This is a genomic window from Corynebacterium haematomassiliense (assembly GCF_013978595.1).
In the GTDB taxonomy this organism is placed as follows: domain Bacteria; phylum Actinomycetota; class Actinomycetes; order Mycobacteriales; family Mycobacteriaceae; genus Corynebacterium; species Corynebacterium lehmanniae.
Map to the genome: position 1 here is coordinate 712,771 of NZ_JACDTZ010000001.1, position 15,034 is coordinate 727,804.

Here is a 15,034-nt window from a genome sequence, read left to right on the forward strand (position 1 = left end):
CGCATTACCCCTCGAGCTCGCTCCAGGTGTCTAGGCACCCCTGGCGACACAGCTCGAGTAGTGAATGGCCCTGCCCGATGTCCAACACGCCGCCCAACAACGCGGTCAAGTTGTGCCCCGGCAGCTCCCCCTCTGCACACTCCAGCGCCGCGCTGGCCCAACCGATGAGTCCCTGCGACAAGGCGATCATGGCCCACAGGCACAGCGCGTTCGCCCTGATTTCCCCGCGGAAATTGCGCGCGATGGTCAACAGCACCGCTCCGGCCGCCCGCGGGCGTTCCAGCGCGTCGAGAATGAGGAAGTCGCGCAATCTACTTCCAGACAGCATGGCGGCGAACAGCTCGACGTCGTCCTGGCTGGTAAACACGTCGTCGATAATGAGGCTGCCGTCGATGTCGATCAGCCCCGCGTTCGGTGCGGCGGCGTAGACGCTACATGCTCTTTTGATCTGGACCCGCGCGGCTTTCGGAGCCATCTTCACCAGTTGGAACAATTCAGCGCCGCGCGTGTACGCGGCGGGCGCGAGAGCCTCCCCTGTCTCCACATCAGGCTCGAAGACCGGGGCAAAGTGGGAGAACACTTCGCCCTTGTGCAGCTCCGGCAGCACTCCGTGGTCGATCAACGGGCGCATCGGTTCTGCCGCTGCCACCGAGGTCACCGTGCCTTGTTCGTAGCCCGCGCTCCATTCCCAGACTGCACTGGCGGTGTCCGGGTCGGGTCCGAACACCAACTGGTAGTGCGTGCCGTCGGCGATTTCGGAGACGATCCAGCAGGCTTCGACGATCTCGCCGAATGCGTCCGCCGCCATTCGCAACCCTTCCGCAGCCACCGCAACCATTTGGGACTCCGGCACCCGAGTGACAATTACGGCAAAGGTGGCCACATGTCGGGCGAGAGGGATGCGTTGCAGTGCGCGTTGAATACTCTCGGTGCTTCCCACGTCGGCGTCGAGGTAGGCCCCGATTTCCAAGGTCGGTGAAGCTCCCGGTGGGCTGTACGCGTTGATGAGCACCACTGCCTCGTTTGGGAAGTAGCCGAGCGCGGCCGGGATGGAGGCGATGAGTTGTGCCGGCGAGCGGAGCAACTGCGCGCTCGGGTACGGCGAGATCGGGCTGGTCGGATGGTTTGTTTCGTGCGGTTGTGGCTGAATATCCATAACTGTTAGACGCTCGAAGGGGCGCACCGGTTCCATGCGGGAGCGAAGTTTTCTTCACACCTCTTCGTACGCAACCCTTAAGGCCGTGGGTGCCAACTTCCGGTTGCGGGTCGGGCACAATGGAATACTCCGCGACGCCAACCGTTGTGTGGGTGGAGCACGAAAGCCGGGAAGGCGAGCAATTTCAGGAGGCCGAAGACCATGACGCAGGAACGTCGTATGTACGAACTTGAGTACCCCGCGCCGCAGGTGAGCGGGGAGGCAAACAACGGCCCTGCCCTTATTGTCGCGATGCACGGCTACGCCGATGCGGGCCACGCCATTGAGTCCGCGGCCGACCACTTGAAGGCCGCGCTGGAGTCGCGCACAGTGGCGACGTTTAGCAACGACGAGCTGATCGATTACCGCTCCCGCCGGCCGACGGTGACGTTGTCGCACGCCGAAATCACCGATGTTGCGGACCTGCAACTAGATATGCGCGTCGTTCGCGACGAGAAGGGCCAGTCCTTCCTTCTCCTCTCCGGCCCGGAGCCGGACCTGCGCTGGGAGGCTTTTAGTAGTGCGGTGGCGGATCTCGCGGACCGGTTTGGCGTAAGCAAGACCATCTGCCTTTATGCGGCTCCGATGGGTGCTCCGCACACCCGCCCGCTGGTGGTTTCCGCCCACGGCAACGACCGCGAGTTGGTCGGCTCCATGTTCACATTCGACGGCATGGTCAGCGTGCCTGGTTCCGCTTCGGTCTTTATCGAGCGGGAACTGCACAAGCGCGGCCGCCCGGTCGCCGGCTACACCGCGCACGTGCCGCACTACGTAGCGGCTTCGCCGTACCCTCACGCGACGTTCCAGCTGCTGCAGTCCGTGGAGGATTCCACCAAGCTGCAGTTCCCGCTGCGTTCCCTGGAGGCGGATATGCGCCGGGTGTCGCAGCAGCTGGCGGAGCAGACGCATAACTCGGACGAGATCACGAATGTGGTGCAGGCCCTGGAGGAGCACTACGACCGGGAGATGCAGGAGTACCGCGACCGCCACCCGCAGGCGATGATGCCGGGCGAGGCACAGATGCCTAGCGGCGAGGAGATCAGCGAGGCGTTTGAGAACTACCTCACCGCCATCGAGGACCGGGACCGCAACGAGCAGCGCAGCCTCCCCCACAGCGAGGAGACGGATCAGCGCCTGCGCGACCATTTCTTCATCGATCCTTCGGCTCCCGAGCGTTCGCTTGACGACGACCAAGGGGATTCCGACGGGGACGGCTACGGCGACGACCCCCGTTAGCGTGTCGGCCGGTCGGCTACGGTGAATGCTGTGATGCTGACCGATTTGCTTGAAGACATTGCGCAGGCCCCCGAATCGCTGTTCGAGGACGCCGTGTGGGACTCGTTCAATTCGTGGACGACATCCCGCGGCATCTCGCTGTATCCGGCGCAGGAGGAGGCGTCGCTCGCGCTGCTTGCGGGCGACAACGTCATCTTGGCCACCCCGACCGGCTCGGGGAAGTCGATGGTAGCCAACGCCGCGCACTTCATCGCGATGGCGCGCGGCCAGCGCACGTTTTACACCGCACCGATTAAGGCGCTGGTGAGCGAGAAGTTTTTCGCGCTGTGCGAGATTTTCGGCGCGGAGAACGTCGGCATGATGACGGGTGACGCGTCCGTGAACTCGAACGCTCCGATCATCGCTGCCACCGCCGAGATCGTGGCCAACATCGCGCTGCGCGAAGGCAAGGACGCCCGGATCGACCAGGTGGTGATGGACGAGTTCCACTACTACTCGGAGCCGGAGCGCGGCTGGGCGTGGCAAGTACCGCTGCTGGAGCTGCCGAAGGCGCAGTTCCTTCTCATGTCCGCCACGTTGGGCGACACCGCCTGGCTGGAGAAGGACCTCACTGAGCGCACGGGCCGCAAGACCACGTACGTCGGCGGCGCGGAGCGCCCGGTGCCTTTGGACTTCCACTACGTGTTCTCCCCGGTGCACGAGACCATCGAGGGGCTGCTCGAAGACAACAAGGCGCCAATTTACGTGGTGCACTTTTCCCAGCGCGAGGCCACGGAGCGGGCGCAGGCGCTGACGAGCATGAACATCATCACGCCTGAGGAGAAGCAGCGCATCGCGGACGAGATCGGGGACTTCCGCTTTACGACGACCTTCGGCAAAACCCTGTCCAAACTGGTGCGCCGCGGCATCGGTGTGCACCACGCGGGCATGCTGCCGAAGTACCGCCGTCTGGTGGAGCGGCTCTCCCAGACCGGACTGCTAAAAGTCATCTGCGGCACCGACACCCTGGGCGTAGGCATTAACGTGCCGATCCGCACGGTGCTGATCACCGGCCTGGCCAAGTTCGACGGCACCCGCCAGCGCATCTTGAAGTCCCGCGAGTTCCACCAGATCGCCGGGCGTGCCGGACGTGCGGGCTACGACACCGAGGGCACAGTCGTGGTCGAGGCCCCGGAGCACGAGATCGAGAACGTGAAGCTGCGTCGCAAGGCAGGCGACGACCCGAAGAAGCTGAAGAAGATCCGCAAAAAGGCGGCACGCGACGGCGAGGTCAGCTGGTCCGAGAACACCTTCGAGCGTCTTAAGGTGGCCGAGCCGGAGGAGCTGACCAGCCAGTTCAAGGTGTCTAACTCGATGCTGCTCAATGTCGTCGCCCGCCCAGGCGACGGTTACGAGCACATGCGCCATCTGCTGCGCACGAACCACGACCCGCGGGCGAAACAGAACCGCGACATCATCCAGGCGGTCAACCTGTTCCGCGGGCTGATCAACGCCGGGGTCGTCGAGCGCACGCCGGATTCTCCCGCGTACCGGCCATACACCCTGACCCAGGAGCTGGACCGCGATTTCGCGCTGAACCAGCCGCTGTCCCCTTTCGCGCTGGCGTTTCTCACGTTGCTGGACCCGGAGTCGGAGACCTACACGCTGGACGTGATTTCCGCGTTCGAGGCGATTTTGGACGACCCGCGCCAGCTGCTGCAGGCCCAGCAAACCGCCGCCCGCGGCGAGGAGATCGCGGCGCTGAAAGCCGAGGGCGTGGACTACACCGAGCGCATGGCGATCATCGAGGACGTGACCTACCCCAAACCGCTCGCCGACGAGCTGGACGAGGCCTTCGACACGTTTACCCAGGGCAACCCCTGGGCCAAAGAATTCGAACTGTCGCCGAAGTCCGTGGTGCGCGACATGATCGAACACGCGATGACGTTCTCGGACCTCATTGCCACCTACGGGCTGGCCCGCTCCGAGGGCGTGGTGCTGCGCTACCTCACCGACGCGTGGCGCACCCTGTCCTACTCCATCCCGGACGCGTACATGAACGAGGAGCTGGAGGACATCGTCGTCTGGCTCGGCGAGTTGATCAGGCAGGTGGATTCCTCGCTCATCGACGAGTGGGCGCACATGACTGGAGACGACCAGCCGGTGAGCCAGGACACCATCGACCGCGAGCTCGCCTTCGGCGTGGAGGACCCCACGGCGCTTACTGCGAACCGCCGTGCCTTCACCATCATGGTGCGCAACTACTTCTTCCGCCTAGTGGAGCTGTTCGCCTACGAGAAGGAGGACCAGCTAGCGGAGATGCTGGACTACCTGGAACCGGATGCGCGTGTGGACTGGCCGGCGGCGATGGACGACTACTTCGACGAGTACGCCGATGTGGACTTGGGCCCCGACGCGCGCGGGCCGGAGTTTTTCCGCCTTGCGGACACCACGGGCCGGTTCTGGGAGGTCTCGCAGATCATCAAGGACCCGGAGGGCGACAACGCCTTCCAGTTACACGGCACTGTCGATCTGGATGCCTCCGATGAGGCCGGTGAAGTGCGGCTTTCCGCCTTGGTGGTCAAAGGGGGGTAACCGAAGGGACGTCGATAGGCGAAATGCGGGGCGGCGACGGATGCGCTGCGGTACATTGCCCTCAACACAATCGATTTTATTTGTGAGGAGGACCATAAATGACCCGCACGATCGTCGTGGGCGCCGGCATGACCGGCCTTTCCACCGCGTGGCATCTTCAGGAGTACGGCCATGAGGTGGAGGTGCTCGAGCGCATCGACGTCGCCGCCGGTTCGTCTTGGGGCAACGCCGGCTGGCTGGCGCCGGGCAAGACCATTCCCCTGTCGAACTCGAGCCTGTGGGCGTACGGTCCGACCGCACTGTTTGATAAGCACGCCGCGCTCGATGTGCCGGTGCGCATCGACCCGAAGCTGTGGCGTTTCTGCGCCAACTTCATGGCGCACGCCACCGGCCGCGCCTGGGACAAGACGATGGCGGGCCTGACCAAGGCCGATCTCGGCGCGCTCGCGGCCTTCGACGAGCTCGAGGCCGGCGGCGTGAAGGCGACCACCCACGAAGGCCCGTTCATCATCGGTTTCGAAAACGAGAAGAAGGCCAGCGGCTTCCTCAAGGAGGTCGAGGGCGCCCAGCGCCACGGCCAGGAGATCCCGTTCGAGCAGATCACGCTTGACGACGCCCGCACGGACGCCCCGATGCTCACCGACAAGGTGGGTGCGACGTACCGCATGGGCGGCCAGCGCTTCATCGAGCCGGGCCCGTACTGCCAGGCAATCGCGAACTCCATCGTGGAGCGCGGCGGCAAGGTCACCACCGGCGTGGAGGTCGTGGAGGTCAGCTCCACCCGCAAGCCGGCCGTGAAGCTGGCCACCGGCGAGTGGCTGCACGCTGACAACGTCGTGTTGGCCACCGGCGCGTGGCTGCCGAAACTGGCCAAGGACCTCGGCGTGACCACGCTGATTCAGGCGGGCCGCGGCTACTCCTTCTCCGTGGAGACCGCAGAGCCGGCAACTTGCCCGGTGTACCTTCCGGACCCGAAGATCGCCTGCACCCCGTACCAGGGCCGCTTCCGCATCGCCGGCACGATGGAGTTCCGTGGCCCGGACGAGCCGTTCCAGCCTGGCCGAATCGCGTCCATGATCCACACCACCAAGCCGTTCTTCCGTGGCATCGATTGGGAGGACCGCCAAGACGAGTGGGTCGGCTCCCGCCCGGTGACCCCGGACGGCCTGCCGCTGGTGGGCGCGACCAAGGTACCGAACGTGTACACCAACGGCGGCCACGGCATGTGGGGCATCATCCTCGGCCCGCTGTCCGGCAAGATGCTGGCCAAGCAGATCGAGACCGGCGAGGTGGACGAGACCATCGCGCCGTTTGACCCGTTGCGCGGCCCCTTCGGCGGCCTTTAACCCCGCCTCCCCTAGCCCCGGAAACCGGTGTTTTCCGGGGCTTTTTCATGCCCGCAGAGAATCTTTGACAAATCAGTGGCCTGCGTCGTACATATGCATTAGTTTGAGGGTTGTCACATAGGACTGTTTTAGTGGTAAGGAACACATATGCCGAACTTGCTCACCAACCAGCTTCCGCCCGAGAACACCGCTGACCTCGATCATGTGGTCGACGCGGCCGTGACCCGCGCGTACCACTGGATGGAAGCGACCGCCGACGCCGATGCGGACGACGCCCAGACACAGCAGCTCGCCGAGATGCTTCGCGACGACAACGGTGTCCGCTTCACCATGGACTTCGTCGACCGCGTGATGCGCCCCGAAGACAACCGCGTGGCCGCGAACGCGTTGCGCGCAATCACCAGGGGCGTCGACGCGTCCTTCCTCGGCCGCATCAACGCCCTGCTCGTCGGTGCCGGTGCTTTCGTCGGCCCGTTCTTGCCGTTTGTGGTTGTCCCGGCGGCGCGCATGCGTCTGCGTCAGCTGGTCGGCCACCTCGTGCTCGACGCGGAGTCGGACGCGCTGAACAACCTGCTCGACAATGCGGAAAAGCGCGGCGAGCAGCTCAACCTCAACTTGCTGGGCGAGGCCGTGCTCGGCGAGAAGGAGGCGACGGACCGCGCCGAGCGCACCCTGAACCTGATCAAGAACCCTCGCGTGACCTACGTGTCCGTCAAGGCCTCATCCATGGTTTCCCAGCTCAACCATTGGGACTACAACGAGTGCGTCCGCCTGGTCAAAGACCGCATCCGCCCGCTCTACCGCGCCGCGCGCGACCGCAGCCCCCAGGTGTTCATCAACATGGACATGGAGGAGTACCACGACCTCCACCTCACGCTCGACGTGTTCACCCAGCTGCTCAGCGAGGACGAGTTCAAGGACTACCAGGGCGGCATCGTGCTGCAGGCGTACCTGCCCGACACGCTCGGCGCGCTGGAGTACCTCGCAGACTTTGCAAAAATGCGCGTGGCCGACGGCGGCTCCAAGATCAAGATCCGCCTGGTCAAGGGCGCGAACCTGTCCATGGAGCGCCACCACGCAGAGGTCAAGGGTTGGGCGCAGGCACCGTACCTGACCAAAGACGAGGTGGACGCGAACTACTACCGCCTGCTCGACTTCATCGTGCGCCCCGAGTACGCCGACAGCGTCGCCATCGGCATCGCTTCCCACAACTTGTTCACCTCCGCGCTCGCCTACGAGCTGGCGCAGCGCCGCGGTGTCGCCGGCATGCTCGACTCGGAGATGCTGCAGGGCATGTCGCCGGCGCAGCAGCAGATCGTGCGCGAGGCTTACGGCCGCCAGATCCTCTACACCCCCGTCGTGCGCAAGGACGACTTCGACGTTGCGGTGAGCTATCTCGTGCGCCGCCTCGAGGAGAACGCGGCGCCGCAGAACTTCCTGCACGCCCTCTTCGCCCCCAAGACCGCAAAGCGCGACCCGATCAGGGAGCAGGAGGGCGTCTTCCGCTGGGCGGTGGACAACCGCTGGGGCGTGCACAACGGGCCGAACCGGGACCAGGACCGCACCAACGAGACCGGACGCCAGGTCGCCACGGACGCTGGGACCACCGGCCGTTTCTTCAACGAACCGGACACGGACCCGGCGCTCGAAGCCAACCGCGCGTGGGCAATCGAGCACCTGACAAACCCGCCAGCTGTGGACACCGGTGAGGAACTCACGGACCCAACCGTCATCGCCGACCACATCTCCCGCGCCCAGGAAGCCCAGAAGGCTTGGGGCGCGCTCTCCGCGCACGAGCGCGCCGACGTCCTCGACGCGATCGGCGACGAGATTGCGCGACGACGCGGCGACTTTGTCGCGGTCGCCGCGCACGAGGCCGGCAAGACGGTGGACCAGTCTGACCCGGAGATCTCCGAGGCGATCGATTTCTGCACCTACTACGCCGACAGCGCCCGCCACCTCGACGAGATTGCCGCGGACTTCGAGCCGAACACACTCACCGTGGTCGTCCCGCCGTGGAACTTCCCGGTAGCCATCCCCACCGGTGGCGTGATGGCGTCGCTGGCCGCAGGCTCCGCCGTGATCCTCAAGCCGGCACCGCAGGTGACGCAGTGCGCCAAGCTCATCACGGATTGCATCCAGGCGGTCTTCGCCGACAAGGGCATTAACGCCGACACCGTGCAGTACGTGCGCGCGGACGAGGGCGAAGCCGGCAAGGCCCTGCTTACCGACGATGCCGTGGACGCCATCATCCTCACCGGCGCATCCGAAACCGCGCAGCTGTTCAAGTCCTGGAACCCGAAGCTCAACGTCATGGCGGAAACCTCCGGCAAAAACGCCATCATCATCACCCCGTCCGCCGACCCGGACCTCGCGGTCAACGACCTGTACCTGTCGGCGTTCGGCCACTCAGGCCAGAAGTGTTCCGCGGCCTCGCTGGCCATCCTCGTCGGCTCCGCCGGCGAGTCCGACCGGTTGATCAACCAGCTGCTCGACGCAGCCTCCACCCTCGTGGTGGGCCCGGGCACCGACCTGTCCACCACCATGAACGGGCTGATAGAAGCCCCAGGCGAGAAGCTGGAGCGCGGCCTGACCACCCTGGAGCCGGGCGAGAAATGGCTGCTGAAACCCCGCAAACTCGACGAGGAGGGCAAGTTCTGGTCCCCCGGCATCCGCGACGGCGTGAAGCCGGGATCCTGGTACCACCAGAACGAGTGCTTCGGTCCGGTGCTGGGCATCATGCACGCCAAGGACTTGGAGGAGGCGATCGAGTGGCAAAACTCCACCGGCTTCGGCCTCACCGCCGGCATCCACACCCTCGACGGCGAGGAAATCACTACGTGGCTCGACCGCGTCGAGGCCGGCAACGTCTACGTCAACCGCGGCATCACCGGCGCGATCGTGCAACGCCAGCCGTTCGGCGGCTGGAAGAAGTCCTCCGTGGGCCCCGGCGCGAAGGCGGGCGGGCCGAACTACGTCGCGCAGATGGGCACGTGGCGGGAGCGGGCGGAGCTGGCGCCGTCGTTAGGCGTGAGCATCTCGGCGAGGGTGCAGGAGCTTCTCGACGCTTTCCGTGCCAACGTCAGCGACGAGGATTTCGGGTGGCTTTCCCGCGCCGCCGAGTACGACCAGCGCGCGTGGGATAGCGAGTTCGGCCGCGGCCACGACCACTCCGGCCTGCGCTCCGAGGCCAACATCTTCCGCTACCGCAGCACCTTGGAGCCGGTGGTGGTCTACGTCGGCGAGGGCTACCAGCTGCGCGAGGTGTACCGCCAGCTGCTCGCCGCCGCGATCACCGGTACTGAGGTGCGTGTGGTCGCCCCGGACGCGATCGCGCGCGAGCTCGAGGCAGCCGATGTCGAAGTCGACGCGCACGCCGTCACCGGCACGCCTGACCGCATCCGCGTGGTGGGACGCGCGCCTGAGGAGCTCTACGGAGATGTCGCCACGGCGGTGTTCGACGGGCCCGTGCTCATCGACGGGCGCCGCGAGCTCCTTCCCTACCTGCTAGAGCAGTCCGTCTCCGCGACGCTGCACCGCTTCGGCGTGATCCACGATCCGGCTGGCATCCGGAACTGAGACCCGCGATTCTGTGGCGGGCTCTGAGTTCGAGGAGTTCATCGACCTGGTCGCTGATCCTGAGGATCCGAAGGATCTGTTCTCGCTGACCACCAACGTGCTCAGCCCGCTCTAAACCGGCCCTTCCGGTTTTAGAGTGCGTTGATGTTGTCCAGTAGTTGCCCGGAGTGGAAACCGGAAGAGCCTCTTTAGGCGCCGGCACGCCAGTGTCTAGGGCGCATCTGCGCCACGCTCGTCCTTGTCTGGAGTTGGCAAGAAGGCAGTCGCACTCGTGCCTAAGAAGACAAGGACAAAGAGCACCCATAGCCCTGGGGGAAGGTAAGGCAGCAGCGCCCCCGGGCACCCCGAGACTGCGACATGGACGGCGACCGTGTACCAGATGCCCACTAGGAGCGCTGTCAGCATGGCAACACAGTACGGAAAGAGGATTGCCCAGAACTCTGCTCGTTGGATCGCGTCTTGGGTACGGCCCAGAAGACGCAGTGGTGAGAAGAACGCATGCAAATTGGCCCGCTTGCCCATCACAGAGACCGCGAGGACCAGGCAGATCGCCAGCAAAGTGTAGGCCGCGGTGGGGACGAAGCCGGCGGTTCCGTCGCCGTGAGGCCCGTACATGATCTGGCTATCCATATCCACATGCCGTACCCAATCCTGCGCGGACTCCACCCGGAGATGATCCGGTGCGCTAGCCGATTCTGCGACCACGGGAAGCCCCCATTCCGGTTTGACCGGAGACTCGCTAGAAATACCGGAGAACGGGACCATGAAGTCTGGGTAGAAGGGGCTGTGAGCCTTCACCGGCGCCGCGGGCGAGAGTAGCTGCCCTATCACGTGGTCATTCGATCCGGCCAGAGAATAGTCATTCGCCTTCTCCATCGGTACGGAGGTCTCCCCCGCGGATTCGAAGTCCGAAGGCTGCCAGTAGACCACCCCACGGCAGTCGTCGCCGATCTCCTCACATACACCGTCTGCTTCCTGCGCTTCCAGTAGGCGAAGATCTTGGCCAACGACGACTGGGACCGGTTGGAAATTCTGGGAGCCTACGTAATTTGCCGCCCATAACGCGGTCTGTGCACCTGTGAAGCCTGCCAGCGGAATGGCTACGAGCGCGGTAGCAAGCCCCACCCTCGAGGTCGTCCCGACGGTTTCGGAGGAGCGGATGCCTAGCGCGGGTGCCGACCATCCGCTCACCTTTTTGATCGCCGCGGCTGCCCAGCGAGCTAGCACCCGGGCGAAGGTGGCGGCAAGTGTAACAGCGAGGAACGGCAAGGTGAAGACGAAAATCAACACGACAGGCCCTGGCGGAGTCGTCACCATGCACCAGATACCCGCGGCAACATTGACCACTGCGAGCACTAAGCCAACCAGCCCCACCAAGGATTTGGACTTACCTACTGTCGCCGCTCCCCGATCCCCGGTTTTGGCTAGCACCTTGTCGACGTTGAGAATCCCCACGCCGAGGAGGTACAGGGGGACTAAGACCAGCAGTGACGACCAGGCAACGTCAATGGGCGAGCCCCAGTGATCTGGCAGCTGCTTGTTGAGCCCTAGCAGAATCACCTTGAAAAGCGGCGTCGCTAACAACCGTCCCAACACGACCGCCGAAGCGCTTGCCAGAAGCGCCAGGCACGCCCCTTGCAGGAGCAGGTGCCTGGTGAAAAACGCCCTGCCTATGCCGAGAATCCGCAGCGCTTGCACGGTATTTCGGTGGTCCGCGATAGAATTCTTATGCGCCAACCGGATCCCGGCGAATGCCGGGATGATCGCAATCAGGCTCATATTCGTCACGCCGGCCTTGAAGTCGCTGCTTCCGCCAGTCGAGAATGCGACGTAAAGGATGGTGCCGACGAGCATGCCTATTACTACCGCAGCCAGTACGATTGCCCCGATGAAGGGGCGCGCCGTCACCGACAGCTCTCTCCGGTAGGCGGCGGTGGGAGTCATGGTCTTCATGGGCTATGCCCCCATCTGCAGCAGCGTTTTTGCCTGCCCGTCGAAAAGCTCACGGTGGGAGCAATAGACCACTATCGCTCCCCGCTTCGCCGACTGGCGCAACAAGTCCTCGACCACGGCGACATTCGCTCCATCAAGCGCGCTGACGGGCTCATCCATGAGCACCAAGTCCGGTTGGGAAGCTAGTGCCTGGGCCACCGCAACGCGCTGGCGTTGACCCCCGGATAGCTCCTCCGGCAGGGCTTCTGCGAAAGGCTGCATGCCCAACGTGCCAAGCAGCTCTTCCCTGCCCTGGGCGTCGAGGCCCCGTCCGGCGACGTGAACTGCCAGCTCGAGGTTCTCCCGGCAGCTGAGGCTAGGCAGGAGGGTCGGTGCCTGTGGTGCGTACCCGACGTGCTTGGCCCGCCACGAGGTTAGCTTCTTGGCCGCGCCCTTTCCGAACCGTTTACCGTCGATGGTTACCCTGCCTTCACTGGGTGAGCGCAGACCGGCTAACAGATCCAGAACCGTGGATTTACCGCTTCCCGATGGGCCCCGGACTTCGTAGATGCCAGGCCGTGACAACGACAGCGCGGCATCCCGCAGAATATATGGCCCATATTTCGAGTATCGAAAAGAGATTTTATTCCAAACTATTGCGACCATCACAGTTCCCATCTTGTTAGAGGGCATACGTTATCCGAGCACCAAGACACTATCGGCAATTGCACGAACACGTTTATCGTGAGTGACAATTACCCAAGTACTGGTGCTGCGATCCACTCCGGACAACTACAGGACAACATCAACGCACTCTAAAACCGGAAGGGTCTCTAAACCGCCCCGCTAAACGACGAAACCTCCGGCAGCCCCCGCTTCGTGCGGGTTCTTGCCGGAGGTCGTGCCGTCATCAAGCGTAAATGCTTAGCGGGCGTCCTCGATGGTGATTGCCTGGGCCACAGCCTGGACAACGCCGGCGACCTTGACGGCCTCCCAGACCTGCTCCTTGGTCACACCCTCCTCGCGGACGGTGTTGGCGTGCGCCACGGCGCAGTGCTCGCAGCCGTTGATGGTGGAAACAGCGAGCGACCACAGCTCGAAATCGGCCTTTTCCACGCCCGGCTTCGAGATGATGTTCATGCGCAGGCCGAACTTCACGTTGGCGTAATCGTCGCCGAGCCAGCCCTTGGCGCGGTAGGCGACGTTGTTCATCGCCATGACGGTGGCGGCGCCGTACGCGGCCTCCACAGCCTCCTCGGAGAGGTGCTCCTTGGCTTCCTCAGCGATCTCTGCGATGACCTTCGCGTTGCGGGTCGCTGCCGCGGAGGCGAGCAGGGTACCCCAGAGCTGCTGCTCGCTGAGCTCGGTGGAGCGGGTCAGCGAACCGAGGTTGAGCTTCTGGTCCTTCGCGTACTCGGGCAGTGCGCCGCGCAGGTTCTCAATCGACATCATGTTCTCCTTTGCCGGACGGGTTTGACTGAAAAAGGGTTTACTTCAGGGACTCCTGGACCACGGCCATCTTGTCGATGTTCTTGGTCGGGTCGTTCTTCTGCCAATCGCAGGCGCAGACCTCTTCGGACTGCAGCGCGTCGAGCACGCGCAGAACCTCGTCGACGTTGCGGCCGACAGCGTCCGGGGTGACGGAGACGAACTGGATGATGCCGTCCGGGTCGATGATGAAGGTTGCGCGGTCGCACACGCCGTCAGCGTTCTCGACGCCGAGCGCGCGGATCAGGTCGTGGCGGACGTCAGCGAACATCGGGAACGGGATGTCCAGCAGGTCCTCGTGGGTCGCGCGCCAGTTGAAGTGGGAGTACTCGTTGTCGGTGGAGCCGCCGAGCACCTGGGTGTCGCGGTCCTCGAACTCCTCGTTGAGCTTGCCGAATGCGGCGATCTCGGTCGGGCAGACGAAGGTGAAGTCCTTCGGGTAGAAGAAGACGATCTTCCACTTGCCCTCGTACTTGTCCAGCGACACGTTCTCGAAGTAGTCGTCCGGGGAAGACGCGTTAGCGTCCTTCAGGTTGCCGCCCTTCAGCGCGACAAGGTCGAACTCCGGGAAACGCTCTCCAACGGTCATGATCGGCATAGAAATTCCTCCAAAGAAACTGGTCATAGGTGTTTTTCAACGGACAGCAACCAGTATGACACAGAACGCGCCCGCTTTCAACGTAAAAACCTATGAACTTCGTGTAGGTTCATAGGCATGGCTAATCGAGAGTATAAACCGACGCTCGCTCAGCTCCGGACGTTTGTCACCGTCGCCGAGCAAAAGCACTTCGTCTCCGCGGCGAACAAGCTCGGCATCTCACAGCCGTCCCTCTCACAGGCGCTCGCCGCCTTGGAGGCCGGCCTGGGCATCCAACTCATCGAGCGCTCCACCCGGCGCGTCATCGTCACCCCCACCGGCGAGGAGCTCCTCCCCTATGCGAAGGCGACACTGGAAGCTGCCGACGCGTTCGTGGCGCAATCCCGCGGCGCACTCGGAGCACTGGCCGGGCCGCTGAACCTCGGCGTGATCCCCACTATCGCCCCGTACATCCTGCCGACGCTGCTGAAGCTCATCGAGGAGGAGTACCCGGACTTGGAGCCGCGCATTGTGGAAAACCAGACCGAGGAGCTGCTGCAGCGGCTTCGCGACGGGCAGATCGACGTCGCAGTGCTCGCCACCCCAACCGGCGCCACCGGGGTGTCGGAAATCCCGCTCTACGACGAAACCTTCGCGGTGATCACTTCCCCCGACCATCCCGTGGCCGGCAGAGGAGACCTCGATCTGAACGCGCTGCACGACCTCGATCTGCTGTTGCTGGACGACGGGCACTGCCTGCGCGATCAAATCGTGGAGCTGTGCAAGATCGCGGAGGTCAACCGCTCCCCCGGCGCACAGTCAGCCACCCGCGCGGCGTCGCTGACCACGGTGGTGCAGCTGGTGGTGGCCGGACTCGGCTCCACGCTGGTACCCGTCTCCGCCTTGTCCACCGAGTGCGCGCGCCCCGGCATCGCCGTTTCCGCCTTCGGCCCGGGCGTGGACGCGAAACGCACCGTCGGGCTCGCAATGCGGGCGTCGTCTCGTCGCCGTCCGGAGTTCGAGCAGCTCGGCGAGTTAGTCTCCCGCGCCTTCAAGGAAGCGACGGAATCGAGCCGTAAGCTGCTGCCGCGCTAGACTCACGCTCTG

General features: G+C 64.3%; 10 protein-coding genes. 5 read left to right on the forward strand and 5 right to left on the reverse strand.

Annotated elements, in window-relative coordinates; translation table 11 throughout:
- Positions 1-4 precede the first annotated feature (4 nt).
- Positions 5-1,156: a DUF4192 domain-containing protein gene (locus tag H0193_RS03465; RefSeq protein ID WP_181888566.1), complete on the reverse strand. Its 1,152-nt coding sequence runs from the start codon at positions 1,154-1,156 to the stop codon at positions 5-7.
- 219 nt (positions 1,157-1,375) lie between these two features.
- Between H0193_RS03465 and H0193_RS03470 the strand changes: the two genes are divergently transcribed.
- The 4 genes from H0193_RS03470 to H0193_RS03485 all read left to right on the forward strand — a co-directional run bounded on the left by H0193_RS03470 (position 1,376) and on the right by H0193_RS03485 (position 9,930).
- On the forward strand, positions 1,376-2,431 hold the full coding sequence (locus H0193_RS03470; protein ID WP_236883405.1) for a PAC2 family protein: 1,056 nt from the start codon (positions 1,376-1,378) through the stop codon (positions 2,429-2,431).
- A gap of 33 nt (positions 2,432-2,464) precedes the next feature.
- Positions 2,465-5,005 (forward strand): DEAD/DEAH box helicase, encoded by a 2,541-nt coding sequence (locus H0193_RS03475; RefSeq protein ID WP_181889597.1) that lies wholly within the window; start codon positions 2,465-2,467, stop codon positions 5,003-5,005.
- Between the two features lie 98 nt (positions 5,006-5,103).
- The gene (locus tag H0193_RS03480; protein ID WP_181888568.1) at positions 5,104-6,351 is read left to right on the forward strand and encodes an NAD(P)/FAD-dependent oxidoreductase; all 1,248 of its coding nucleotides are present in this window, start codon (positions 5,104-5,106) and stop codon (positions 6,349-6,351) included.
- Positions 6,352-6,498: 147 nt separating this feature from the next.
- Positions 6,499-9,930 carry a bifunctional proline dehydrogenase/L-glutamate gamma-semialdehyde dehydrogenase gene (locus H0193_RS03485; protein ID WP_181888569.1) on the forward strand — a complete coding sequence of 1,144 codons (3,432 nt, stop codon included), beginning with the start codon at positions 6,499-6,501 and terminating at the stop codon, positions 9,928-9,930.
- A gap of 210 nt (positions 9,931-10,140) precedes the next feature.
- Here the strand turns inward: H0193_RS03485 and H0193_RS03495 are convergent, their stop codons facing one another.
- From H0193_RS03495 to H0193_RS03510, 4 genes are all read right to left on the reverse strand, one after another.
- Positions 10,141-11,883: an FtsX-like permease family protein gene (locus tag H0193_RS03495; RefSeq protein WP_181888570.1), complete on the reverse strand. Its 1,743-nt coding sequence runs from the start codon at positions 11,881-11,883 to the stop codon at positions 10,141-10,143.
- Positions 11,884-11,886: 3 nt separating this feature from the next.
- Positions 11,887-12,555: an ATP-binding cassette domain-containing protein gene (locus tag H0193_RS03500; protein WP_181888571.1), complete on the reverse strand. Its 669-nt coding sequence runs from the start codon at positions 12,553-12,555 to the stop codon at positions 11,887-11,889.
- 231 nt (positions 12,556-12,786) lie between these two features.
- A complete protein-coding gene (ahpD, locus tag H0193_RS03505) occupies positions 12,787-13,311 on the reverse strand; it encodes an alkylhydroperoxidase, AhpD family (protein WP_181888572.1) in 525 nt (174 codons plus the stop codon).
- Between the two features lie 40 nt (positions 13,312-13,351).
- Positions 13,352-13,948: a peroxiredoxin gene (locus H0193_RS03510; RefSeq protein WP_181888573.1), complete on the reverse strand. Its 597-nt coding sequence runs from the start codon at positions 13,946-13,948 to the stop codon at positions 13,352-13,354.
- Between the two features lie 117 nt (positions 13,949-14,065).
- Between H0193_RS03510 and H0193_RS03515 the strand changes: the two genes are divergently transcribed.
- Entirely contained in the window at positions 14,066-15,022 is a 957-nt protein-coding gene (locus tag H0193_RS03515; protein ID WP_181888574.1) for a hydrogen peroxide-inducible genes activator, read from the forward strand.
- The last annotated feature ends 12 nt before the right edge of the window (positions 15,023-15,034 follow it).

What these genes read in the sequence shown, in the direction of transcription:
- H0193_RS03465 (WP_181888566.1), bottom strand. Translation starts at nt 1,156, where the DNA reads ATGGATATTCAGCCACAACCGCACGAAACAAACCATCCGACCAGCCCG.
- H0193_RS03470 (WP_236883405.1), top strand. Translation starts at nt 1,376, where the DNA reads ATGTACGAACTTGAGTACCCCGCGCCGCAGGTGAGCGGGGAGGCAAAC.
- H0193_RS03475 (WP_181889597.1), top strand. Translation starts at nt 2,465, where the DNA reads ATGCTGACCGATTTGCTTGAAGACATTGCGCAGGCCCCCGAATCGCTG.
- H0193_RS03480 (WP_181888568.1), top strand. Translation starts at nt 5,104, where the DNA reads ATGACCCGCACGATCGTCGTGGGCGCCGGCATGACCGGCCTTTCCACC.
- H0193_RS03485 (WP_181888569.1), top strand. Translation starts at nt 6,499, where the DNA reads ATGCCGAACTTGCTCACCAACCAGCTTCCGCCCGAGAACACCGCTGAC.
- H0193_RS03495 (WP_181888570.1), bottom strand. Translation starts at nt 11,883, where the DNA reads ATGAAGACCATGACTCCCACCGCCGCCTACCGGAGAGAGCTGTCGGTG.
- H0193_RS03500 (WP_181888571.1), bottom strand. Translation starts at nt 12,555, where the DNA reads ATGCCCTCTAACAAGATGGGAACTGTGATGGTCGCAATAGTTTGGAAT.
- ahpD (WP_181888572.1), bottom strand. Translation starts at nt 13,311, where the DNA reads ATGTCGATTGAGAACCTGCGCGGCGCACTGCCCGAGTACGCGAAGGAC.
- H0193_RS03510 (WP_181888573.1), bottom strand. Translation starts at nt 13,948, where the DNA reads ATGCCGATCATGACCGTTGGAGAGCGTTTCCCGGAGTTCGACCTTGTC.
- H0193_RS03515 (WP_181888574.1), top strand. Translation starts at nt 14,066, where the DNA reads ATGGCTAATCGAGAGTATAAACCGACGCTCGCTCAGCTCCGGACGTTT.